Source organism: Pseudomonas mandelii (assembly GCF_024138395.1).
GTDB classification, from domain to species: domain Bacteria; phylum Pseudomonadota; class Gammaproteobacteria; order Pseudomonadales; family Pseudomonadaceae; genus Aquipseudomonas; species Aquipseudomonas mandelii_E.
The window spans coordinates 14,449-36,608 of the sequence record NZ_JAMYDU010000015.1; the positions used below are offsets into that span (position 1 = coordinate 14,449).

At 57.6% G+C, this 22,160-nt stretch carries 20 protein-coding genes; 10 read left to right on the forward strand and 10 right to left on the reverse strand.

The genetic code is table 11. From position 1 onward, the window contains the following. Positions 1–115: 115 nt before the first annotated feature. Both NHU87_RS19950 and NHU87_RS19955 read left to right on the forward strand, forming a co-directional pair. Entirely contained in the window at positions 116–1,042 is a 927-nt protein-coding gene (locus tag NHU87_RS19950; RefSeq protein ID WP_253551834.1) for a helix-turn-helix domain-containing protein, read from the forward strand. Further along, entirely contained in the window at positions 1,039–1,362 is a 324-nt protein-coding gene (locus NHU87_RS19955; protein WP_253551836.1) for a hypothetical protein, read from the forward strand. The genes NHU87_RS19950 and NHU87_RS19955 overlap by 4 nt, the downstream gene beginning before the upstream one ends. Here the strand turns inward: NHU87_RS19955 and NHU87_RS19960 are convergent. The 3 genes from NHU87_RS19960 to NHU87_RS19970 are packed head-to-tail and all read right to left on the reverse strand — an operon-like array spanning position 1,347 to position 5,054. Beyond that, positions 1,347–2,396 (reverse strand): DUF2955 domain-containing protein, encoded by a 1,050-nt coding sequence (locus NHU87_RS19960; RefSeq protein ID WP_253551838.1) that lies wholly within the window; start codon positions 2,394–2,396, stop codon positions 1,347–1,349. The genes NHU87_RS19955 and NHU87_RS19960 overlap by 16 nt on opposite strands. Then, positions 2,386–3,525 (reverse strand): HlyD family secretion protein, encoded by a 1,140-nt coding sequence (locus NHU87_RS19965; RefSeq protein ID WP_253551840.1) that lies wholly within the window; start codon positions 3,523–3,525, stop codon positions 2,386–2,388. Before NHU87_RS19965 ends, NHU87_RS19960 begins: the two co-directional genes overlap by 11 nt. Next, positions 3,522–5,054, reverse strand: coding sequence for an efflux transporter outer membrane subunit (locus NHU87_RS19970; protein WP_253551842.1), 1,533 nt, complete (start codon positions 5,052–5,054; stop codon positions 3,522–3,524). The genes NHU87_RS19965 and NHU87_RS19970 overlap by 4 nt, the downstream gene beginning before the upstream one ends. Positions 5,055–5,359: 305 nt before the next feature. Between NHU87_RS19970 and NHU87_RS19975 the strand changes: the two genes are divergently transcribed. After that, on the forward strand, positions 5,360–5,881 hold the full coding sequence (locus tag NHU87_RS19975; RefSeq protein ID WP_253551844.1) for a transporter suffix domain-containing protein: 522 nt from the start codon (positions 5,360–5,362) through the stop codon (positions 5,879–5,881). A gap of 7 nt (positions 5,882–5,888) precedes the next feature. Here the strand turns inward: NHU87_RS19975 and NHU87_RS19980 are convergent, their stop codons facing one another. Both NHU87_RS19980 and NHU87_RS19985 read right to left on the reverse strand, forming a co-directional pair. After that, positions 5,889–6,521 carry a response regulator gene (locus NHU87_RS19980; RefSeq protein ID WP_253551847.1) on the reverse strand — a complete coding sequence of 211 codons (633 nt, stop codon included), beginning with the start codon at positions 6,519–6,521 and terminating at the stop codon, positions 5,889–5,891. A gap of 33 nt (positions 6,522–6,554) precedes the next feature. Then, on the reverse strand, positions 6,555–7,916 hold the full coding sequence (locus NHU87_RS19985; RefSeq protein WP_253551849.1) for a cache domain-containing protein: 1,362 nt from the start codon (positions 7,914–7,916) through the stop codon (positions 6,555–6,557). 378 nt (positions 7,917–8,294) lie between these two features. On the opposite strand from NHU87_RS19985, the gene NHU87_RS19990 reads away from it, so the two are divergent. Together NHU87_RS19990 and NHU87_RS19995 are read left to right on the forward strand one after the other, a co-directional pair. Beyond that, a complete protein-coding gene (locus NHU87_RS19990; RefSeq protein ID WP_253551851.1) occupies positions 8,295–10,352 on the forward strand; it encodes a carbon starvation CstA family protein in 2,058 nt (685 codons plus the stop codon). 15 nt (positions 10,353–10,367) lie between these two features. Continuing rightward, positions 10,368–10,565: a YbdD/YjiX family protein gene (locus tag NHU87_RS19995; protein ID WP_007900300.1), complete on the forward strand. Its 198-nt coding sequence runs from the start codon at positions 10,368–10,370 to the stop codon at positions 10,563–10,565. 347 nt (positions 10,566–10,912) lie between these two features. Here NHU87_RS19995 and NHU87_RS20000 read toward each other — a convergent pair whose 3' ends face one another. After that, on the reverse strand, positions 10,913–11,815 hold the full coding sequence (locus NHU87_RS20000; protein WP_253551853.1) for a LysR family transcriptional regulator: 903 nt from the start codon (positions 11,813–11,815) through the stop codon (positions 10,913–10,915). 150 nt (positions 11,816–11,965) lie between these two features. Here NHU87_RS20000 and NHU87_RS20005 point away from each other — a divergent pair, with 150 nt between their 5' ends. From NHU87_RS20005 to NHU87_RS28505, 3 genes are read left to right on the forward strand one after another with little or no spacing between them, the layout of a single operon-like run. Next, positions 11,966–13,204: an MFS transporter gene (locus NHU87_RS20005; protein WP_367399041.1), complete on the forward strand. Its 1,239-nt coding sequence runs from the start codon at positions 11,966–11,968 to the stop codon at positions 13,202–13,204. 58 nt (positions 13,205–13,262) lie between these two features. Then, entirely contained in the window at positions 13,263–14,117 is an 855-nt protein-coding gene (locus tag NHU87_RS20010; RefSeq protein WP_253551855.1) for an SDR family NAD(P)-dependent oxidoreductase, read from the forward strand. Beyond that, the gene (locus tag NHU87_RS28505; protein ID WP_367399042.1) at positions 14,077–14,352 is read left to right on the forward strand and encodes an NAD(P)-binding domain-containing protein; all 276 of its coding nucleotides are present in this window, start codon (positions 14,077–14,079) and stop codon (positions 14,350–14,352) included. The genes NHU87_RS20010 and NHU87_RS28505 overlap by 41 nt, the downstream gene beginning before the upstream one ends. Here the strand turns inward: NHU87_RS28505 and NHU87_RS20015 are convergent. Further along, positions 14,234–15,268, reverse strand: coding sequence for a bile acid:sodium symporter family protein (locus NHU87_RS20015; RefSeq protein ID WP_253551857.1), 1,035 nt, complete (start codon positions 15,266–15,268; stop codon positions 14,234–14,236). The two genes, NHU87_RS28505 and NHU87_RS20015, sit on opposite strands and share 119 nt — an antisense overlap. Before the next feature lie 83 nt (positions 15,269–15,351). On the opposite strand from NHU87_RS20015, the gene NHU87_RS20020 reads away from it, so the two are divergent. Further along, on the forward strand, positions 15,352–16,143 hold the full coding sequence (locus NHU87_RS20020) for an AraC family transcriptional regulator (RefSeq protein WP_253551859.1): 792 nt from the start codon (positions 15,352–15,354) through the stop codon (positions 16,141–16,143). 190 nt (positions 16,144–16,333) lie between these two features. Next, positions 16,334–17,470, forward strand: coding sequence for a metallophosphoesterase (locus NHU87_RS20025; RefSeq protein ID WP_253551861.1), 1,137 nt, complete (start codon positions 16,334–16,336; stop codon positions 17,468–17,470). 120 nt (positions 17,471–17,590) lie between these two features. Here the strand turns inward: NHU87_RS20025 and NHU87_RS20030 are convergent, their stop codons facing one another. From NHU87_RS20030 to NHU87_RS20040, 3 genes are read right to left on the reverse strand one after another with little or no spacing between them, the layout of a single operon-like run. Beyond that, on the reverse strand, positions 17,591–19,180 hold the full coding sequence (locus tag NHU87_RS20030; protein WP_253551863.1) for a gamma-glutamyltransferase family protein: 1,590 nt from the start codon (positions 19,178–19,180) through the stop codon (positions 17,591–17,593). Between the two features lie 17 nt (positions 19,181–19,197). Further along, a complete protein-coding gene (locus NHU87_RS20035) occupies positions 19,198–19,530 on the reverse strand; it encodes an MFS transporter (RefSeq protein ID WP_367399046.1) in 333 nt (110 codons plus the stop codon). Then, a complete protein-coding gene (locus NHU87_RS20040) occupies positions 19,531–20,475 on the reverse strand; it encodes an MFS transporter (protein WP_253551865.1) in 945 nt (314 codons plus the stop codon). Positions 20,476–22,160: the final 1,685 nt, after the last annotated feature.

Here is a 22,160-nt window from a genome sequence, read left to right on the forward strand (position 1 = left end):
ATCCACCGAACACTTCCCCTGTGGCGCGTTGACGACTATCTTGGGTGAGCCTTGCCGTTCCATCTATCCACTTTAAACAGCACAAAGCGCACCAAAAGAGTGCGTAAGGCGCCCCATGACAGCGTGCAATCCGTTACAGGTTCAAGCGTTCAACACCGCCGACGTGGCCGAACAAATCCGCGCCACGCCGGGGTGGGTGCAGCAGTATCAGCAAATGTCGCCGGGGCATTTCGCCGGACGGGTGCGCTATCTGGACCTGCAAGGCGTAGAGATTTACGAGGAACAGATGAACACCCGAGTCGAGCAGAATTTCAGCGCCCCAGAAGGCTCGCTGGCGTTCTGTTTCGATCGCAGCGACAACTCGCTGTACGTGTTGAACGGTGAAAGCCGCAACATCTGGATCACCCCGGAGAACTATCAGGAAATCGCCGTGGTGTTCGGTCCGGAATTCGTTCAGCGCCATGGCCTGGAGGTGGCGCGACTCGAAGGCTTGTTCATGTCGCCGCTCAATTCAGGGCAGAACGCGCTGTTCAGCCGCTGGTTGAGCGGGACATTGACGCGGCTGACGCAGTCGCTGGATCCGCCGAGCAAAGAGGCGTTGACCCAGCAGCTATTAGAGGACTGTTTGTACATCCTCGATAACGCCTGTGTGTGCCTTGATCGCGCAGGCTTGCAGCGCCGGGCAGACGAGCGAACCATCATGAAACGCGTCACCGAATGGGCCGCCGATACGCCGGAAGAAACCCTCAATTTGCTGGAGCTGTCCCAGGTGGCCGGGGTTTCGCTGCGTCAGTTGCAGCATGCATTCAAGGCGTATACCGGGATGACACCCACGCATTGGTTACGCTTGCGTCGACTCAACAGCGCACGCCGCGAACTGCTCAGGCGAACGGCCGGGGAAACGACGGTCGCGCAAGTGGCGATGAATTGGTCGTTCTGGCATTTGGGGCGGTTTTCCAGCAGTTATCGGGCATTGTTCCAGGAACTTCCCAGCCAGACGCTGGCCCGCAAACACAGTGGGCCGTGTCGGAGGTCATCATGAGTCGGTTATCGTCTTTCAGCCTGTGTGCCGTCATGTCGATGGTTTACACGCAGGTTCAGGCCGAATCGGTCGAGCCCTTGAACGGGCAGAACTCGCAACAAATCCAGCTGGATACCAATGAGTGCAGCAACGTCACGGCGAGCCAGAGCACTTCAAGCCCGCTACCCTCGGAGGGTGCTGCGGTAGATGCAGCTGCCGGGGCGACGGGGGCGGAGGTACGAGGACGTCAACATGACGAGTTTTATGAGCCGGTCGAGGACGATGTGAAACAGCACTATCACGGCTGCTTGCAAGGGCGGGGTTATCAGGTAACTCCATGAGTGTCAGTGATCGTACGCTGCCGCTGATCGAGTAGATAAACCATCAGGCAGGCATAGAGCGTGAGGGCGATAAACAATCCCATGCGCACCGCGAAGGCGGTATAGACGTCTTTTCCGGCGAGACTGTCCTGAACCGATTGACCCAGCAGGATGATCAGTGTGATCAGGCTGTTGAGCCAGAACCCCGGGGTTTGTCGGGTCGGGCTGAGGGCATAGAGCTTGCGCGCCAATAGCAGGCCGAACAGGAGCATCCAAAGAAAGAACATCCACAGGTGCACAAACAAGCTGAGCGCGCACCAGAATACAATCGCCAACAATCCCCCCATGAAGGTCGAACCGAGCAGTTCATGAGCAGCGTTGCGCGCCGTTGTCGTCGAACTCTGTTGGCCAAGGCTGACCGCTTTCAAAACGATCGGCAGATAGCTGGCCGGGTCGATCAGTGCCAACAGGAACGCCGGTATAACAATCAGGGTTGCACGCAGTGCAACCCGGTCCACTTCCTGCGCCGGCAGAGCGCTGGCTGCGGGTGGGGAGGGTGCATCGGCCGGCTCGGGAAACAACCAGTGACTGAACGCGACGACGAGGACGGCGAGAATCAAGCCCATGACCAAGGCGCCGATGACCATCATTGCCAGATCGAACTCGACGACGCCGGCTGAGGAGATCATGGTCAGGCCAATGATCAGGAAGGTCATGATCAAGGTGTTGCCACCGCGCAGGCCAAAGCCAAAGGCCAGGAACAGACTGACTCCAATCAGCAGCATGCCGGTGATCGGGTAATAACGCAGGATCGGAATCAACAACAGGCCGACGCCGGTGGTTAACATCGCAGCCAGTGCGAGAATCACCCCGGCCTTGAATGGCAGCGGCCGATTGAGCGAGGCCAATAGCAACACGGCGAGCACTGGCGAAATAAAGGGGATCGGCAGCGCCAGGCCGTAGCTGAAGGCCAGGCACAGCGCCGTGCCTGTGGCCAGACGCAGCGCCCGTTGAACACGAGGCGTGCGCTGAGTAGACACGCCCTTAATAGGCATAGCTCAACCAGCTCATCAGACCCACGAACAAACGACCGAGCAGGTTCAACGGATTGTCTTCGGTGGGGAACGCCATGACTTCAGCCTGCCCACCGGCACGGATGGCGCGGCTATCGAACAGCGTTTTCCTTGAGTCCTCCGAAAACTCGATAATCACCGGAAAGCGCTGGGCCGGACGCAGCCAGTCGCGGCTGTTCTGCACACTGGGGAGGCTGCCGGGCGCAGTGCTCGGACCGACGCTGACACCGTAACCGACACTGCGCACACGGCCTTCGAAAACCTTTCCGGGCAGGGCATCCAGAACGATCGAAACAGGTGTGCCGACCTCGACCAGGCCGAGGTTGTTTTCGGTCATGTCCGCGCTGATCCACACATCGTGGATGGCAATCAGGGTCATGACCGGGCTGCCGGCAGTGGCGAACTGTCCGACATCGGTGCGCAGATCGGTGACCAGCCCCGCCGACCGTGCGCGAATCTGCGTGTTGGACAGGTCCAGTTCGGCTTTTGACAACGCCGTGGCGGCGCTACGCAACAGCGCGTTGTCATCCTCGCTGCCGCCTTCCTGCTCCCGTGCCCGCTGGACTTCGGCATGGGCTGCGGCAACCTGACTGACGGCTTGTTCACGGTTGGCCCGAGAGACTTCGAGCAGGCGCACGGAAATGGTTCCCCGGTCTTCGCGGTACAAGCCTTCAAGGCGTTCATTATCCTGCCGGGCCTTGAGCTCGTTGGCCTGGGCCGCTCGCAATGAGGCTTGCGCGGAGGCAATGCCGGCGGTGCTGGCACCGATTTGTCGGCGTGTTGATTCCAGGTCGGCGCGTGCGCGATCGACGGCTATTTGATAGGGCTGCTGATCCACTTCAAACAGCACATCGCCCGCCTTGACGTCCTGATTGTTGCGCACATTCACACGGATCACCCGGCCGGCCACTTCGGATGCCACCGGAATGACAAAGGCGCCCACCCGGGCCTGTTGCGTATACGGCGTGAAGCGGTCAGCCAACAGGTACCAGGCCAAGCTCAGGACGATCAGCAGCATCACCCATTTGATGCCCTTTTTTGCAGGATCGGCGGCAGGCTCGGGTGCCTTGGGGGCGGGCGCCTCAGTGACGGGCGGCGAGGGTTCAGTCATCGGCTTTGACCTTCTGGCACGGGATAGGAGGCTTGTGATGGGACCGGCTCATTCAGCAGGTTGCCCCAGTCGGTGCGTTGTTCCATTTGCTGGCGGGTGTTTTGATCCACTGTCGGTTGCGCGCTGTACCACCCACCGCCAAGGGCTTTGTACAGGGCGATCAGGTTGCTCACCGCATTGCTGCGGCTGAGCAGGTAATTGTCCTGCTGTTCGAGCAATGCGCGTTGAGCATCCAGCACGCGCTGGAAGTCCGAGTAACCTTCCCGGTATTGGGTGCTGGCCAGGCTCAACGAACGCGCGGCGGCGACCTGCGCTTCACCCAGGATGCGCTCGCGTTCCAGTGATTTGATCAGGCTGCTGGCGGCATCATCGGCCTCCCGTGCGGCTTGGCGGACTTTGTCGCGATAGACCTCAATCAACTGCTGCAACCGCGCATCCTGTATACGCACGTTGTTGCTGATCTGGCCATGGTCAAACAGGTTCCAGCGCAAACTGGGGCCGCCGATCAGGTCCAGGCTGTTGGAGGTGCCGCTCAATGTGTCGGTGGTCCAGACGATGCTGCCCAGCAAGGTCAGCGACGGATAGAAGTCGGTTTGCGCCACACCGATCAGTGCCGACTGAGCAGCGACATTGAGCTCGGCGGCGCGCACGTCCGGGCGACGCAACAACAGGCTGGCCGGCACGTCTTGCAGCACGGCTTGATCCACCAGCGGAATCAGTCCCTCATTTTCGAGCAATTGGGGCAGGGCGCTGGGAGGCTGTCCGATCAGCACCGCCAACGCGTTACGGGTGCGCTGTACTTGCGCCTCAAAATCCGGAATGCTGCTCAAGGTGCCCAGGTATTGGGTCTTGGCTTGTTGCAAGTCGAGTTCGGCGCTCTGACCACTGTTGAACAGTTTTTCGGTGATCTCAAAGTTGCGTTTTTGCTGCTCGGCGTTTTCGCGGGCGACGCGTAAACGCGCTTCAGTGGTGCGCAACGAAAAGTAGGTATCGGCCACCTGAGCGCGCAGCAGTACAAGTACATCTTCATAGTTGGCTTGAGCCGCAAAGTAACTGGCATCGGACGACTCGATGGCGCGACTGAAGCGCCCCCAGAAGTCCAGTTCCCAGCCGACATCAAAACCCGCACTGTGTTGCCAGAAGTGGCTGTCTTGCGGGTTGTTGCCGCCGGACTGCTGGCGGTTGAAGTACAGGCTGTCGGCGCTGGCCTGTTGCAGTTGCGGATAGCGCCCGCTTTGCGCAATACCCAACCGGGCACGGGCTTCCATGACGCGCAGGCCGGCAATTTTCAGGTTTGAATTGTGCGCATCGGATTCGGCGATCAGCGCGTCGAGGACCGGGTCGGCGAACACTTGCCACCACTGGCGAATGTCGGGATTCAGGCTTCGTTGGCTGGCCTGCTCGAGCGCGGGGCTGCTCCAGAGTTTTGTCCAGGCTTCGCCAGGGGGCTGAAAATCGGGACCCAGGCGGACACAACCGCCAAGGCCAAGGACGACCAGCAGAAGCAACCGACCCGAGCGCGTCAGCATCGGTGCACTGCAAGTAGATCTTGGAAAAACGTCATTCGAGCGTCCCTAATATTGAATGCCAGGGCAAGATTCTGTAGGAGCGAGCGGTGCGGCGATCCGACTTGCCCGCGAAGAATGCACCGCGGTTTTCAGGTATCACGCGTCATCGTTCTTCGCGGGCAAGCCTCGCTCCTACAGGATTTGGTTTCGCTTAGGTTAGTACAGTCGGACAAATAAACGGTAAGGAAAATATGATCCGGGACCGACCAGATGCTACGCTTCTGACGTGTTATTAATTGCTGTTAAAAGAGAAGGTTAAGCACACCATGAGTAGCCCCCAGGACAATACTGCAGCCAGCTCCACCGGATGGCGTTTCAAAGTGGGTATCGCGATTATCTGCTTGATGCTGGGATCCTGGCTGATGGTGCCTCTCGCTGCCGCAGCGGATGTGTCAGGTTCAAAGATCGCGGCACTGACAGGCGTCTTGTTTATCAGTAACAAGATTCTGCTGATTCTCGCGATTGCCATTATGGGCAAAGCCGGCTTTCAGCAACTCAAGCGCAGCCTGTTTGGCTACGTCTCCACGCTTGCACCGGCAGACGTGGAAGTAGGCCCGGCGCGCCATAGAATCGGTCTCGTGATGTTTTGCCTGCCGCTGATTTCGGCATTTCTCGAACCTTACATAGACTCTCTTTGGCCGGGACTGAGACCGAATCTCTGGCAGCTCCAAGTGCTGGGCGATGCCATGTTGATCGGCAGCTTTTTCGTGCTGGGCGGGAATTTCTGGGACAAGGTACGCGCGTTGTTTATTCGCACGGCACGTGTCGTTAATACGAGTACGGTGTAAATCGCCTCTAACGCGAAATGATTCCGTGATCGATCGCGTACTTTACGAGGGCGGCGGGTTTGTCGATGTTGAGCTTGCGACGGATACTCAGGCGATGGGTTTCTACAGTCCGGACACTGATGTCCAGTTCGCGAGCCATTTCCTTGTTGTTCAGCCCCTGAGCCATCTTGTACAGCACCTGGCTTTCGCGCGGAGTCAGCTCGTTGTCGGTACTTTTATCGGCAATGAGCCGCTGTGCGATCTCGGCACTGTAGAAGGTCCCGCCACTGACAATGGCTTCGATCGCCGCAATGATTTCCCGTGAAGGTGCGTTCTTCAGCACATAGCCACTGGCTCCCGAGCGAACGGACTCACTCACGTATTCATAGTTGTCGTACATGCTCAGCACCAACACTTTGAGTGACGGGTACTGACTGCGTAACAACCGGGTCAGCTCGAGGCCGTTGATGTCCTTCAGGCTAATGTCGACCAGCAACAGATCCGGCTGGCAGCGCCCGACCATCTCGATGGCATCAGTGCCATTCTCGGCTTCTCCCACCACTTCCAGCTGCGCCATGACCGCCAGCAGCGATTTGATGCCGTCGCGGACCAGGGAGTGATCGTCGACCAGGGCGACGCGGATCGGGTAGGGCAGGTTCATCGCAGGTATTCACTCTAATTGTTATGGGGTGACTCAGCGTTCTGTACCGGGCAGTTTCATCGGCAGTAGCACGTCCAGCTCACTTTTTCCCGGCATCGAAGTCAGGTCGAATCGGCCGCCAAAATGCTCGACACGCTCGCGGATGTTGCGCAGGCCAATGCCGGCGTGACGACGTTCGACCTGGGCGACGTTGAAACCGACACCGTCGTCGACCACCGTCAACCGTACGGATTTTTCAGAACCGTGCAGGGTAATGATGACGTTTTTTGCGTGTGCGTGGCGTTCGATATTGGTCAGGCCTTCTTGCACGATGCGAAACAACGAGACGGCGGCGCCGTCGACCAGGTGACAGTCGAATTCGTTATCGTTGAAGGTCACGACCAGACCGCTGCGTTGCCCGAATTCTGCGGCCAGTTGACCGATCGCCGCTGGCAGGCCAAGGGTGTCGAGCAGCGACGAACGCAGGTCGTGAGAGAGGCTGCGAACCTCGCCAATCGCGTCCCCAAGGCGTTCCGTAGCGTCTCTTAAAATGTTCAAACCCTTGTCTTGCCCATTCTCCAGCACATGGCTGGCCAGTTCGAACTGAAACTTGATCGACACCAGGAGCTGGCTGATGCCGTCATGCAGCTCTCGGGAAACCCGCGACCGTTCCTCCTCCTGCAGGCTGACGATGCGTTGGGTCAGGCGCTGGAGTTTTTTGTCGGCCAGGCGATGTTCGCTGACGTTCAGCGTCATGCCGCTGGCGAACACAAACAGCACCGCCACGAGGGCCACCGCGGCAATTGCCAGCATGGTTTTGCGAATGCCCTGAGCCACCTCGTCACGGGCCTGCCGGGTGGCGCGCTCAACATCTTCAAGGTAGATGCCGGTGCCAAGCATCCAGCCCCAACGGTCCAGCATCACCACATAGGCGAGCTTGTCGGTTACTTGGCCGGAAGAGGGTTTGTTCCAGGCGTAACGTTGAAAGCCTTCGCCCGATTGCGCACTTTTAAGCAACGCCTGGATCACCGGCAGGCCGTGAGGGTCGGTCATGTCCCACAGGTATTTGCCCACCAGATCCGACTGACGCGCGTGCATCAGACTGCGGCCCTCACGGTCGTAGACGAAGAAGTAACCGTTAATGCCAAAGCTGAGCTTGCGCAGTTCTTCGAGCACTTGTTGCTGAGCGCGCGCGTCACCCCGGCCGTTGTCGTACAACGGCGCGATCAGACTCTGCGCCATTTCGACGTAGTTTTTCAGCTCTGCACGCTTGCTGGCCAAAATACTGTCTTCGATCAGTTGCGCCTGTTGATCACCCAGTTGGCGGTTCAGGGAAATCACCAGCGCGCAGATGACCGCGATCGCCAACACCAGCGGCAGAATCCCGAGCGCGACGATTTTGTGTTTGAGCTGCATCTCTACTCCTGGCCAGACCGAGGGAAGGCGAAGGCCCGGCATCATATGCCAAAGATACGCGCCTCCAGTAGCGGTGCTGGACCTACGGCCGTGATGAAACGCAAAAACCTGTGGGAGCGGGCTTGCCCGCGATAGCGGTCTGTCAGTCAACGGTTGATGTTGAATGTACTGGCCTCATCGCGGGCAAGCCCGCTCCCACAGGTTCTGCATTTCAACTCACAGATCGGTGGCGTCTACGTAGAACTACGTAGACGCCACGTACGTAGTAACGCGGATTTATTTGTCGACAGCATGGGCGGATATTGGGCCCGCTCCGCACTGCGGACACAATTATAATAATTACCGCCGCAGCCACTGGTTGTCGGCAGGAGACACGCTATGCCCCGTCTGGCTAAACACCTCGCCTGGTTTGCCGTGGCTGTCCTGGGAGCGTTTGCGCTAAGTGTCGTGGCCCTGCGCCGCGGCGAAGCCATCAACGCCCTCTGGATCGTAGTCGCAGCAGTCGCTATTTATCTCGTCGCATACCGCTACTACAGCCTGTTCATCGCCACCAAGGTGATGCAGCTCGATCCCAATCGAGCCACTCCCGCCGTACTCAACAATGATGGTCTGGACTATGTGCCGACCAACAAACACGTGCTTTTCGGTCACCACTTCGCGGCCATCGCTGGCGCGGGGCCGCTGGTCGGTCCGGTATTGGCGGCGCAGATGGGCTATCTGCCCGGCACGCTGTGGCTGATTGCCGGGGTGGTGCTGGCCGGTGCGGTTCAGGACTTCATGGTCCTGTTCATGTCCACCCGCCGCAACGGTCGTTCCCTGGGCGACATGGTCCGTGAGGAAATGGGCCGCATCCCCGGGACCATCGCGCTGTTTGGCTGCTTCCTGATCATGATCATCATCCTCGCGGTGCTGGCGCTGATCGTGGTCAAGGCCCTGGCCGAAAGCCCGTGGGGCATGTTCACGGTGATGGCGACCATCCCGATCGCGATGTTCATGGGCATTTACATGCGCTACATCCGCCCGGGTCGCATCGGTGAAATCTCGGTGATCGGCGTGGCGTTGCTGCTGGGTTCGATCTGGCTGGGCGGGCAGATTGCCGCTGACCCGGTCTGGGCCAAAGCCTTTACCTTCACCGGCATCCAGATTACCTGGATGCTGATCGGCTACGGTTTTGTGGCGGCAGTGTTGCCGGTGTGGCTGATTCTGGCGCCGCGTGACTACCTGTCGACCTTCCTCAAAATCGGCACCATCGTTGCGCTGGCCATCGGCATTCTGATCACCATGCCCGAGCTGAAAATGCCGGCATTGACCCAGTTCATCGACGGCACCGGGCCGGTGTGGAAGGGCGGTCTGTTCCCGTTCCTGTTCATCACCATTGCCTGTGGCGCGGTGTCGGGTTTCCATGCACTGATTGCATCCGGCACCACGCCGAAGTTGCTCGCCAGTGAAGGCCATGCCCGTTACATCGGTTACGGCGGCATGCTGATGGAATCCTTCGTCGCCATCATGGCAATGGTGGCTGCGTCGGTGATCGAGCCAGGCGTGTACTTCGCCATGAACAGCCCCGCAGCCCTTGTAGGCTCCGATGCTGTTTCGGTGGCTCAGACGGTCAGCAGTTGGGGTTTTGCAATTACACCGGAAGCGCTGCAAGCCGTGGCCAAGGACATCGGGGAAACCACCATCCTGGCCCGTGCCGGTGGTGCGCCGACCCTGGCGGTCGGTATCGCACAGATCCTGCACCAACTTATGCCGGGTGAAAACACCATGGCGTTCTGGTACCACTTCGCGATCCTGTTCGAAGCACTGTTCATCCTGACCGCAGTCGACGCCGGCACCCGTGCCGGGCGTTTCATGCTGCAGGATTTGCTCGGCTCCTTCGTGCCAGCGCTCAAACGCACCGAGTCCTGGACCGCCAACCTAATCGCGACCGCCGGTTGCGTAGCGATGTGGGGTTACCTGCTGTACCAAGGCGTGATCGATCCGCTGGGTGGCATCAACACCTTGTGGCCGCTATTCGGCATCTCCAACCAGATGCTGGCGGGTATCGCGCTGATGCTGGCGACCGTTGTACTGATCAAAATGAAACGCCAACGCTACATCTGGGTCACCATGCTGCCAGCCGTTTGGTTGCTGATCTGCACCACCACCGCAGGCTTCATCAAGCTGTTCGACGCCAACCCGGCAATCGGTTTCCTGTCGCTGGCGAAGAAATACGGCGATGCGTTGGCCAACGGTCAGGTCCTGGCGCCGGCCAAGAGCATCGAACAGATGCAGCACGTGATCTACAACGCCTACACCAATGCAACGCTGACGGCGCTGTTTTTGCTCGTGGTGTTCAGCATCCTGTTCTTTGCGCTCAAGGTCGGTATTGCCGCCTGGGGTACCAAGGAACGTACGGATAAAGAATCGCCATTTCAGGCTCTGCCGGATGCTTGATGGAGGAGGGTGCCCATGTTCAATGACCTGAGTCGCCTTGGTAAATACCTCGGTCAGGCCGCACGCTTGATGGTTGGCATGCCTGACTACGACACTTACGTTGAGCATATGCAAACCAAACACCCGGACAAACCGGTGATGAGCTACGAGGTGTTCTTTCGCGAACGTCAGGAAGCCCGTTACGGCAGCAAGGCGGGACCGAAGTGCTGTTGATACGAGACATTTAAGCGGCATTTTGCTTTAGGAGCCCGGCCTGCCGGCGATAGCGATCTTCGAGACGCTACCGTCGGCAAGCCGGGCTTTTTTCGTTGTACTTTTCTGATGCACGATAGATGCGGCGTACCCTCCTACGCAGTCGTCACCGCCCAGCAGAGCGGCGCAGTCAGAAATCCGCAATCCCAGTGAGAGGCTTAGCCAGTTGGGTGGGATAGCTGGCTGATGGTGGGTTTGGATAGAGTTCACTGCTCACGAATTGAGAAGTTGGCCATGTTCGAGACCTTTGATCAGTGCCGAATGATCCGATAATGAGCCCCTTGTGTAAGGGGCTCGTTCAAGGGGCGTTACAGGTGGGCCAATCTGATGACTTCGATCAGTTGTCGTAATCCAGGGTGGACCTGCCGGCGACTGGGGTAATACATAACCATGGGTTCACTGGTGGAGGCCCATGACGGCAATACCACCTCCAGGCGTCCATCAGCCAATTGCTGGGCCACGCGAAGTTCCAGACAGTAAGCGAGGCCCAGGCCATCGATGGCGGCGTCCAGGGCGATATCCGTTTCATTCACAATGACGGGGCCGGGAACATCGATTTCACAAGCGACATCGCCGTCGCCGAGTTCCCACTTGTAGATTGAGTTATCGCCAATCCGGATTCTTATGCATTCGTGCTGCAGCAGATCCTCCGGTTTTTCCGGGCGTCCATGTCGCTCCAGGTACAGCGGGGAGCCCACAACCACCCATTTCAAAGGTTTGGTCAGTGGCACAGCGACCAGGTCCTGAGGAACAGTCGCACCGTAACGTATGCCGGCGTCGAAGCCAGCCTTGATGATGTCGACCATGTTGTCGTCGACAATGATTTCAAGCTTGATGTCGGGATAGGTTTGGCAAAACCGGGTCACAATCGGCCCCAGCAACAAGCGCGATGCATCACGGGGCACATTGAGTCGCAACCTTCCCATGGGGGCATTGCGATACCGCTCCAGTTCACCCATGGCCGCTTCTATTTGCCCGAATCCTTGTTCCAGACCTTCTACCAGCGCACTGCCAGCAGCCGTCGGCACCACGGAGCGACTGGTGCGATTGAGCAGCTTGACGCCCAATCGATTTTCCAGATTACGCATGGCATGGCTGAGGGCTGACGTTGACACACCCAGTTCCGCCGCTGCGAAACGAAAACTGCGGCGCCGGCAGATGACGGCGAAGACATTCAAATCAGCTAGATCGGCTCTGGATAACGCTGGCATTCAGGCGACTTCTCGTGACAGGTACATGAGGGCGCGCGGAATGGCGCCTCATCGGCTCATTGAATTTTACTCAACGATACTTGCGTTATGATCATCTTGCACTGAATCGTTGAATTCAGCCTTCTGTTTTATCCAATCGCGCGAGTGTCTATGTCCCACGTTGATAGCGAACTGCTTGATGAATCTTCAGGCGATGAAGCGGCGTCGCCCCAGCAAAGACGCACGAATCAACGTCTCGCTATCCTGGCCCTTGGTATGGGGGGATTTGCCATCGGTACTGGCGAATTCGTGATTATGGGTTTGTTGCCTGATGCGGCAAAAGACCTCGCTATTACCATTCCAGAGGCAGGTCACCTTATAAGCTTCTACGCCTTGGGCGTGGTCATTGGTGCTCCCTTGCTGGCCGTTGCGGGAGGGCAATGGGCCCGTCGCAATTTCCTGATTGGGCTGATGGCGGTTTTCGCGATCGGCAACTTAGCCAGTGCGCTGGCACCTTCCTATCAGTCGATGCTCGTTGCCCGTTTACTGACAGGCTTTCCACACGGCACTTATTTTGGCGTGGCAGCGTTGGTCGCTGCTGGTTTGGTGGCGCGCGAGCGACGAACGCAAGCAGTAGCAATGGTGCTGATGGGCCTGACGTTGGCGACATTGCTCGGCGTACCGGCAACGGCGGCGTTGGGGCAGTGGTTTGGCTGGCGGACCGCCTTCCTGGTCGTAGGCGTCATAGCGCTGCTCGCGGCGGGACTGATCTGGCGTTTTGTGCCGTATGCTCCTGGAAATCGATCGTCCAGTCCTTTGCGTGAGCTTTCAGCGCTCAATCGCAGTCAGGTATGGCTGACGCTTCTCATCGGCGCAATCGGTTTCGGCGGGATGTTCTCGGTCTTCAGCTATGTAAAACCGACCATGATCGAGCTGACACATTTGCCCGAGAGGGTTGTGCCGATTGTGCTGGCTTTATTTGGTGCAGGAATGGTTGTGGGCAACCTCATCGGCTCCAGACTCGCCGACCGGGCGCTCTTGCCCACGATTGGTGGACTACTGGTCTGGGCGACTGCGGTTCTCACACTTTTTGTATTCACCGCCAGCAACCCATGGCTGGCTCCGATCAATGTGTTTCTGGTAGGCACTTTGATTGCCCTGGGCCCTTGTTTGCAAACTCGCCTTATGGATGTTGCAGGTGAAGCTCAGACGCTGGCGGCTGCCTTGAACCACTCGGCCTTCAATGCCGCCAACGCACTGGGTGCATGGCTGGGCGGGGTGACCATTTCCGCCGGTCTTGGCTGGGCTTCGACAGGCTGGGTGGGTGCGCTGCTGGCATTGGGGGGGCTGGGCGTATTTGCGGTTTCCATGATGTGGGCAAACGATACGGACAATCGCGTAGCAGTGTGAGCAACCAACTGTTTGTTCTCTTCCAACGCCGAAAATCGGCTCTAAACCAGGATTTCAAATGACTCATCCTGCATTGACTCCAGGCGCTGTTGCGGTGATTACCGGCGGTGCTGCCGGAATTGGCCTTGCTGCGGCCAAGAGCTTCGCTCGACAAGGGCTGCGCATCTGCATTGCCGATCTCAGGGCCCAGCGTCTCGCAAAAGCTGTCGAAGAAGTCAGCGTATTGGCTGCGAACGGCATTCAGGACGTTTTTGCTCTTGAAACGGACGTCAGTCGTGTCGAGGACCTGCTGCGCTTGCAAGCGGTCGTTCGAGCACGCTTCGGCGGTACGGATGTTTTGATGAATAACGCCGGTGTTCAGCCCGGCAGCGGGGTTTTCGGTCCCGCGCAAAATTGGCAGCGTGTCCTGGGCGTTAATTTGTTGGGTGCGATTCATGGCACGCAAGTGTTCGTACCCGAGATGATCAAGCGCGGTCGTCCGGGCCTCGTGATCAATACCGGTTCCAAACAGGGTATTACGAACCCGCCCGGTGATCCTGCGTACAACGTTTCGAAAGCAGGTCTTAAAGCGTTTACCGAAGCGTTGCAGCATCAATTGCGTAACACCGCGAGCGGACAGATCAGCGCGCATCTGCTGATCCCGGGCTTTGTGTTCACAGAGTTGTCTCGCAATGGCCGTAGCGAAAAACCCGCCGGCGCCTGGACGCCCGAGCAGACCGTCGACTTTATGATGGAGCGACTCGATGCGGGTGATTTCTACATCCTCTGTCCGGACAACGACGTCCTTCGTTCATTGGATGAGCGGCGCATTCTTTGGGCCGCAGGCGACGTTATCGAGAACCGCCCGGCGCTGTCGCGTTGGCATCCGGACCATGCTGCAGCATTCGACGGGTTCATCAAACAACAGCGCTGACGGCATCCGCATGACGACGCTCGCCAATGACGAAGCCGTCGAGAGCGTGGTCTACGACGAGGGCGGCGTGCTGGCGAGCCTGACTGAAGGCACGATCCACATTTGCGCGAGCACGATCAGCGTCGCCCTGTCGCGTCGACTTTCGCAGAGCCACGCATTAAAGGGACAGCGTTATGTTGCGGCGCCGGCTCTGGCCTTTTTGCATAGCGCTGTGCCAAGACGGCACAGACCATAAGTTGTATCTGATGAAACAGCATCAGCGGAAGAATGAGCACGCCGATGCTGCTGCCGGCGAACAGAACCTGTGCCATAGGAACTCCGGTGGCCAGGCTTTTCTTCGAGCCGCAGAAGAGGATGGTGATGCGGTCTTCCAGATTGAAGCCCAGCCATTTACCCAGCAGATGGGCGACCAGCAGGGCTAGAGCCAGGAGCAGGCTGCAGCCGAATATTACGCCTAGCAGTTTCAGGGCCGGGACCTGCAGCCAGAGTCCACCGATCACGGCGGAGCTGAACGCGGTGTAAACCACAAGAAGGATGCTTCCCTGGTCGACGTTCTTCAGCCAACCCTTGTTCCGGTGCACCCAGTCACCGATCCAGCGGCGGGCAATCTGGCCGGCGATGAAGGGCAGCAGCAGTTGGATGCTGATCTTGCGGATGGCCTCGATCGTTGAACTCCCGTCACTGTGAACGCCCATCAGTAGGGCGACCAGTACCGGCGTGATAAATATGCCCACCAGGCTGGAGGCAGCGGCACTGCATATCGCCGCAGGGATGTTGCCCCGGGCCAGGGAGGTGAAGGCGATGGCCGATTGCACGGTGGCGGGCAGGACGCAGAGGTATAGGAAGCCAGCATAGAGTTCAGGCCCTACCATCGGCATCAGTACCGGTTTCAGGGCAAGTCCGAGCAGTGGAAACAGGCCAAAGGTGCAGATGAATATAAGCAGGTGCAGGCGCCAATGGCCGGCGCCTGCAATCACAGCGTTACGAGACAGTTTGGCGCCGTGCAGGAAAAACAGCAGAGAGATGGCAATGTTGGTGATCCAACTGAAAGCGACAGCCACTTGCCCCTTTGCGGGTAACAATGTGGCAATAGCGACGACGGCGATCAGCGTCAGGGTGAAGTTGTCCGGGAGCAAGCGTGAGCGGGCCATGGCGTTTATCCAATAGTTGTCATTGAGGCTTTGGCTACTCTAACCTTGGCGATGGATGCCGACTAACGCGATAGGGGCAAAAAATGCCTGCAAACGGACAAAATCAATGGGGCGAGCGCCAGGTTCCCCAACTGCAACAATTGCCCCGTCCCCTGTTTGCCCGCAATGAGTCGCTGGTGAACGCAGTGGGAACTGCGCGCCACACCCATGCCTGGGTGCAGCTTTCATATGCCATCCGAGGCGTGTTGCATGTGCGCACCGCTGAGGGCAATTTCGTGGCGCCCCCGCAGCGCGCGATCTGGATATCGGCAGGGACGGAGCACGAGGTGTTCAATTCCCCTCATACCGAGATGCGCAGCCTTTACCTGAATGAAGTTTCCTCAAGCGGTGGGCTGGGTGGTTGCCGGGTCCTTGAGATTGATGCCCTCATGCGGGAACTGATTCGGCATTTCTGCGAGCTCCCAGTGGAATATGACGAGAAAGGTCCGGACGGTCGCCTGGCTCAAGTGCTGGTCGACCAGTTGCTGGTGGCCCGTGAGGTCAGCCTTTCGTTGCCCCTTCCCGGTGACCCGCGACTTCTGCGTTTGTGCCAGCGCCTGCTGGAAGCACCCGATGATTCCCGTACCCTTCTGGAATGGAGTCAGGATCTGGGCGCCTCGGAGAAGACGCTGAGGCGGTTGTTTTTGCGCGAAACCGGCCTGACCTTCCGCGCTTGGCGTCAACGCCTGCGTTTGCTCGGGTCACTGGAAGCCCTGGAACAGGGACAGCGCGTGACCCAGGTCGCCCTTGGTTGCGGCTACGACTCTACTTCTGCCTTCATAGCGGCATTCCGGCAGCACTTCGGCGTGACGCCGGGAGATTTCTTTCAGCGGTAGCCTGAAGCATTCGCTGCGGCAGTTGCTCGTTGCCCAATTCGTTTCGCGTGAGCCCACCAAGAGCCTGTTCGGCATAAAGGCGGTTGAATCTGGCTCAACGTTTCATACAGCAAAGCTAACCGGAAACGGATGTAACGCCGTGTACCATTAAGTAATTCAATGATCGTTGGTTTGCTGAGCGAGCTTTTCTGTGTTTCATCTGTACCTGGGCCTGGCCTATCTGTATGTCCTCTGGCGCTTCGTCGTCCCCCTACCTGTCTCGACAGGCTGGCGGATCCTGCTTGCCCTCATCCTGCTGGTTGTCTCCAAGTACCACCTGATCCAGATCTGGGTGTTCGGGACAATGTTCTCCCCAGAGATTCCCCGTTGGGCCGTACTGGTTGCGGGTTGGGCGTTCTGCGCATTTGTTTTGCTGTTCGTGTTTGTTGCAATCGCGGATCTTGCAAATGGCCTGCTGTCGATTCTCCGGCTACGTGCTGCCAGAAAGCTGGTAAGTGCGCACAGCCGGTATGTGATTGCGTTGCTCGCTTCGCTGTTGTCAGCGTTGGGGGTTTATCAGGCTGTACAGGTTCCTGATGTGCGCAGTATGGAGGTCAGGATCAAGAACCTGCCGCAAGCGATGGATGGGCTTCGGGTCGTTCAACTGACTGACCTGCATATCAGCCGGCTTTTTCACTCGCCCTGGGTGACGGAGGTGGTGGCTCGAACCAACGCTCTGAACCCGGACTTGATCCTGATCACAGGCGATCTCATCGATGGCACGACAACGGCCCGACGCCAGGACGTGGCAGCGCTTGGTGAGCTGAAGGCCGCTCTGGGCGTCGTCGCTATTCCCGGAAACCATGAATACTACTTCAACGAAGCTCAGTGGCACTCCGAGTTCGAAAGACTGGGCATGCGCATGCTGGTGAACGAGCACGTAGTGATCGAATCGGGCGAAGACGAGCTTGTTGTCGCCGGCGTTGCCGATGAGGCCGCTACTGCATTTGGCATGCCCGGCCCGGACCTTGACGCGGCTCTCGTGAATGCTCCCGAAAACGCTCCTGTGATCCTCCTGAAGCACCGCCCCTCTGGCGCCTTGCGCTCGGCTATAGCGGGCGTGGGACTCCAGCTCTCCGGGCATACCCATGGAGGAATGATTCGGGGTCTCGATCAGATAGCTCGCTTCGCCAATGAGGACTTCGTTTCCGGGGCATACGCGGTCGGGGAGATGCTGCTTTACACCAGCAATGGTACGGGGCTATGGAACGGCTTTCCGATTCGCCTGGGTGTGCCAGGGGAAATTACCCAATTCACTCTTCGGGCGGGTCCTGCGCCTGGACCCTGATCCTCTCGAACACGCCTGATCATCTCACTGCATTAAAGGTTCAAACCGAAAGTGGAGGTATAGCGGACTGGCTGAAGGTGATTGCATGAATCGGCCTTGAGCTAATCCGCCATTCAGTCGTCAGTACCCGGCAGCCGCTCCATTCCCTCTCGGGTCAAATGCACCTTCGAATGATCCGTTAACGAGTCGAACCGCTGCCCCCGCGTGGCCCATGGTTTCGGAGAACGGACTCAGTATTTCCACTTCGTGCCCTCGGGCGCTGAGTTCATTCAGGACCTTGTCATTGAAACGTGACTCCATTTTCAACGTGTCGGAACTTTCACCCCAAGTGCGCCCCAGCAGCCAGCGCGGCGCCGTCACGGCTTGCTGCAATGGCTGACCGAATATGGCATAGCGACTGAACACGGCGGCTTGCGTCTGCGGTTGGCCATCACCGCCCATTGTGCCGTAAACCAGAGTCCGTCCATCCTTCAGACGTGCCGCAGCAGGGTTGAGGGTATGGAAAGGCTTCTTTCCGGGCTTCAGGGCCAAGAGGTGCTGCGGATCCAGGCTGAACGAGGCGCCACGGTTCTGCCAGTTCAGGCCCGACTCCGGCAGCACTATGCCGCTGCCGAACTCGTGATAGATGCTTTGAATGAACGACACGGCCAGCCCGTCGTTGTCGATCACCCCCATCCAGATGGTATCGCCGGGGCCTTTGCCTTCGCCCCAGGGCGCGGCTTTCTGCGGGTTGATTTGTGCCGCGAATGCTTTCAGGTACGCTGGACTGAGGCAGCTTTGCGGATTGATCGTCATGTGGTCAGGGTCGGTGATATGGGCGTCGCGTACAGCAAACGCCAATTTTGTGGCTTCGACCAGGGTATGGATATGGTCGGCCCCGTCCGCGGAGAAGTCATTCAGACCGGCGTGGTCGGCAATGCCCAGAATCAACTGCGATACCAGTCCTTGGCTGGGCGGTGTCAGGTTGTAGACGGTGCCGGCGCTGTGTGCCAACTCCAGGGGGAGCACGCGCTTGGCTCGGTAGTTGGCCAGGTCCTCGCGGGTGACCGGTGAACCTGCTGCGTTCAGGTCACGGGCAATGGAGTCGCCCAGTGCACCTCGGTAGAAACTGTCCAGGCCTGTCTCGGCGAGTGTGCGCAAGGTGACTGCCAGACGCGGCTGTTTGAACAGGCTGCCGGCTTCGGGCGCAGCACCGTGGTGTAGAAAGGTTTCGGCAAAACCCGGGATGCCTTGCAGTTCGGCTTGTTTGCTGGAAGTGGCCATGTGTTGCGAAGGGGTGGTGGGGATCCCGGCGCTGGCGTAGTGGATGGCATCCTCCAGCAGCCGTGGCAACGGAGTTTGTCCACCCAGCTCAGCTGCTACGGCCAGCGCTTCCTGCCAACCGCCAACGGTGCCTGCGACGGTGAGTGCTGCGTCGGCACCACGTGTCGGGATCTTGCTCATGCCGTCGTAGCGGGCGAGGGTGGCCAGGCTGCCCGCCGGACCGCTGGCATCGATTGCGAGTGGCGCGCCTTGCGCGGGCACGATCAACCAGAAACCGTCGCCCCCCAGGCTGTTCATGTGCGGGTACACCACGGCGATCGTGGCAGCCGCAGCGACCATGGCTTCGATGGCGTTGCCGCCTTCGCGTAATACACCCAAGGCTGATTGGGCCGCCAGACTATGGGGGGCTACGGCAATGCCGCGTGCAGCAAGTGTAGTGTTCAACATACGATTTTCCCTTGTTATCAAGATTTCAGCGAATGCTTGGCGATCCAACTGGCACGCATGCGTTTGAGCACGAAAAAGGCGAGTAGGGCGGTAATGATGTCGAAGCTGATGGCAACGGCGAACACCGGGTACCAGCTATCGGTACTTTGGTGCAGCAGCGCGGCGACAGGGCCACCAAAAATCGAACCGATCCCTTGGGCCATGTACAGGAACCCATAGTTGGTGGTGGCATGACGAGTGCCGAAGGTGTCGGTGAGAGTCGAAGGGAACAGCGAAAATATTTCGCCCCAGCCCAGGAATACGACGCCAGAGAGCAGGACGAACAGTACCGGGTTATCGCTTGTCAGCAGCTAAAGGGTCATGGCGATACCTTCGAAGAAGAACGCGAAGGCCATGGTGTTCTCGCGGCCATAGTGGTCGGAGATCCAGCCGAACAAAGGGCGCGTCAAGCCATTGCAGACGCGGTCGATGGTCAAGGCCAGTGGCAAGGCGGCCATCCCCATCACCATCACGGTGGTCATTCCGAAGTCCTTGGCGAAACTGGCCATTTGCGAAGTGACCATCAGGCCTGACGTCGACATCATTGTGAACATGGCGAACATCAGCCAGAACACAGGTGTCTTGAGCACTTCTCGCGGCGGTACATCGACCACAACTTGATTCGGTTTCGACAGCGAATCAGCGCTCTGCGATGTCGGGGGCTGGCGCAGGAAGCGCGATGCCACGAGCCCCACAATGCCCAGCGCCAGGCCGAAGGTCAGCATTGTGGTTTCCATACCGACATTTTGCAGACTGTTGCTGATAGGGAAGGTGGTTATCATCGCTCCCATACCATACCCAGCGGCCACTGCACCGGCGGCAAGGCCGCGACGATCCGGGAACCAGCGCACCATCAGGCCGACGATCCCGACATAAACGATCCCGGTACCCAGACCGCCGACTACTCCGTAGCTCAGGTAAAGCATACTCAGCGACGAGGCTTGGCTGGCCAGCACCCAGCTAAGGCCGGACAGCGCACAGCCAAGGCCCACTAGCGTGCGAATGCCAAAGCGATCGACCAAGTAACCTTGCAGAGGCGAAAAGAAGGTTTGCAGGATAATCAATAATGAAAAGGTTATTTGAACCTGTGCCAGCGAAACGCCCAGTTTCGCGGTAAGTGGGGCGGTGAAAAGCGTCCAGACATATTGCGGACTGGAAATCGCCATCATGCAAATAATGCCAATGGCGAGTTGATACCCGCGTGCGCTCAATGATTTAATCTGGGCGCTTTCTATTAAATATTGTTCTCTGCTCATTAGGGATGCTCGCAACTACGTTAATATCATGATGATTGAGAGCAAGCTGCGTGCCAGAAACGAAGGTTTATTGCGACGCGTATTAATTTATAGCGGTACTTAGTTATAAGCGGGCACAACTTTCTCTTTCCGTTGAGGTCCGAAAAAATAAAGTCGAACTATATTGTTTAATAAAATAATTCATTGAGATCCTAGAGTTACACGGCAATATTATTGGCGTCTATCGCCAGGAGGTCGTCATATATCGCTAAACGGACAAGAGGATAAAGTGTAATTCCCCATCGATTTTTTTAAAGCGAACTTGTGGTGCGAATTGTTCTACCTCGCACCATTTTGGTACCTTTTGATCGAGTGTCCAGGGGAGTATAGCGATGTACGCAAGCCATACGGGAATGCCACAGGAAAAGCAGATTTTTGGAGAGTGCCTCAAGGATATGCACGCTTCTTGGCTTCGCAGGTTGATTGATTGAGGAAGTAGGGTTGCCGATTCAGTGAGCCTCACGCTTCTCTCAATTCGCGAAATCCAACCCAGTGATCGATCCAATTTAATTGTAATTTCGGTTTGTACGTGTCTTTTTTAACCGAAGAGTTATGGGGCGGAGAAGAAGCTAGTTGGAGAGTTGCGGCTCCCTTCAATACAAAGGTTGAATACAAATTAAGGTCAGTCTGGGCTTAACTTAACTAAAAGACTATTTAGTGTAGTTATATCGTTTTGTCATTAATGCGGAGTAGGGTGCGCCTAAACTCAAGATGACTTTCCAGCTTTTAATAGGGCTTGGAAAGCTTCCGTAGTGGCTTGTTCTGCTTCTTTTATTTGGCTCAGAACTGCCATAAGGAGCTGGGAAACTTCCTCTGCCATTGCCGAATTTGGTAGATCACCTAGGAGGCTCGACATCTTTGTTAGACGGTTCACTTGTGAGAAAGCATTGGCAAGCCTGTTGTTTACTGTCTCGCTGAAAATGTCAGCTTTATCTAAGAATTGAGATGGTAGAAGGCACTACATAGCATCTGAATTTTGCGATCTCTATCTGGGTGGCTCCAACGGGTGTTGTCATGATTTGTGCTAGCAGTTTGGAGCTTGCGGCTCGTTCACGTTTCCTTTGAGCTTTATCAAAGCTCCAGATAATAAGTGCGATGATTGCAGCAGCAGCCGTCGCCACAGTAGCTACAGTAGCTACAGTAGCTACAGCGTCCCAGTCAATTTTCCATTCTGTACAAAGCCCCATGCAATTTCTCCGTCAATTGGTGAGGCAACGTTTGTCGGGCAGCATTCAAGCATGCAGTGGCAAGCACCACCAAGCTGAAAGCAGGAGGCGCCGCCAGGCATTAAATCTGACCACCAGAGCCCCACAGCCCCGTATCGGACGGTACGCATAATGTATATTATGTTAAATGATGTGTCTGGGTGGAACTTTGCTATAAGCCATTCCCTATCAGCTCTCGGAACTAATGCTTTGTTCAGTTCTCACTGTGCAATGTGCCTGAAGCAATCCGTGATTTAGTAATACCCGATTGAAAACCTGAGAAGGCTCGTCGCAGATGCCAAGTGGCAGCTTTTGGTCGAGCTCTGCCGTTAGCTAGCCATCAACCAAGACCGGCTACCTGCACCCCCGTCTTTATGCCGCGGGTTCAAAGAATCTCCCGGTCACGCCACCACGCACGCAATTTACGATCGCCGGGGAGCG

Coding starts and splice junctions, on each gene's coding strand:
- NHU87_RS19950 (WP_253551834.1), top strand. CDS start 116: ATGACAGCGTGCAATCCGTTACAGGTTCAAGCGTTCAACACCGCCGAC.
- NHU87_RS19955 (WP_253551836.1), top strand. CDS start 1,039: ATGAGTCGGTTATCGTCTTTCAGCCTGTGTGCCGTCATGTCGATGGTT.
- NHU87_RS19960 (WP_253551838.1), bottom strand. CDS start 2,396: ATGCCTATTAAGGGCGTGTCTACTCAGCGCACGCCTCGTGTTCAACGG.
- NHU87_RS19965 (WP_253551840.1), bottom strand. CDS start 3,525: ATGACTGAACCCTCGCCGCCCGTCACTGAGGCGCCCGCCCCCAAGGCA.
- NHU87_RS19970 (WP_253551842.1), bottom strand. CDS start 5,054: ATGCTGACGCGCTCGGGTCGGTTGCTTCTGCTGGTCGTCCTTGGCCTT.
- NHU87_RS19975 (WP_253551844.1), top strand. CDS start 5,360: ATGAGTAGCCCCCAGGACAATACTGCAGCCAGCTCCACCGGATGGCGT.
- NHU87_RS19980 (WP_253551847.1), bottom strand. CDS start 6,521: ATGAACCTGCCCTACCCGATCCGCGTCGCCCTGGTCGACGATCACTCC.
- NHU87_RS19985 (WP_253551849.1), bottom strand. CDS start 7,916: ATGCAGCTCAAACACAAAATCGTCGCGCTCGGGATTCTGCCGCTGGTG.
- NHU87_RS19990 (WP_253551851.1), top strand. CDS start 8,295: ATGCCCCGTCTGGCTAAACACCTCGCCTGGTTTGCCGTGGCTGTCCTG.
- NHU87_RS19995 (WP_007900300.1), top strand. CDS start 10,368: ATGTTCAATGACCTGAGTCGCCTTGGTAAATACCTCGGTCAGGCCGCA.
- NHU87_RS20000 (WP_253551853.1), bottom strand. CDS start 11,815: ATGCCAGCGTTATCCAGAGCCGATCTAGCTGATTTGAATGTCTTCGCC.
- NHU87_RS20005 (WP_367399041.1), top strand. CDS start 11,966: ATGTCCCACGTTGATAGCGAACTGCTTGATGAATCTTCAGGCGATGAA.
- NHU87_RS20010 (WP_253551855.1), top strand. CDS start 13,263: ATGACTCATCCTGCATTGACTCCAGGCGCTGTTGCGGTGATTACCGGC.
- NHU87_RS28505 (WP_367399042.1), top strand. CDS start 14,077: ATGCTGCAGCATTCGACGGGTTCATCAAACAACAGCGCTGACGGCATC.
- NHU87_RS20015 (WP_253551857.1), bottom strand. CDS start 15,268: ATGGCCCGCTCACGCTTGCTCCCGGACAACTTCACCCTGACGCTGATC.
- NHU87_RS20020 (WP_253551859.1), top strand. CDS start 15,352: ATGCCTGCAAACGGACAAAATCAATGGGGCGAGCGCCAGGTTCCCCAA.
- NHU87_RS20030 (WP_253551863.1), bottom strand. CDS start 19,180: ATGTTGAACACTACACTTGCTGCACGCGGCATTGCCGTAGCCCCCCAT.
- NHU87_RS20040 (WP_253551865.1), bottom strand. CDS start 20,475: ATGAGCAGAGAACAATATTTAATAGAAAGCGCCCAGATTAAATCATTG.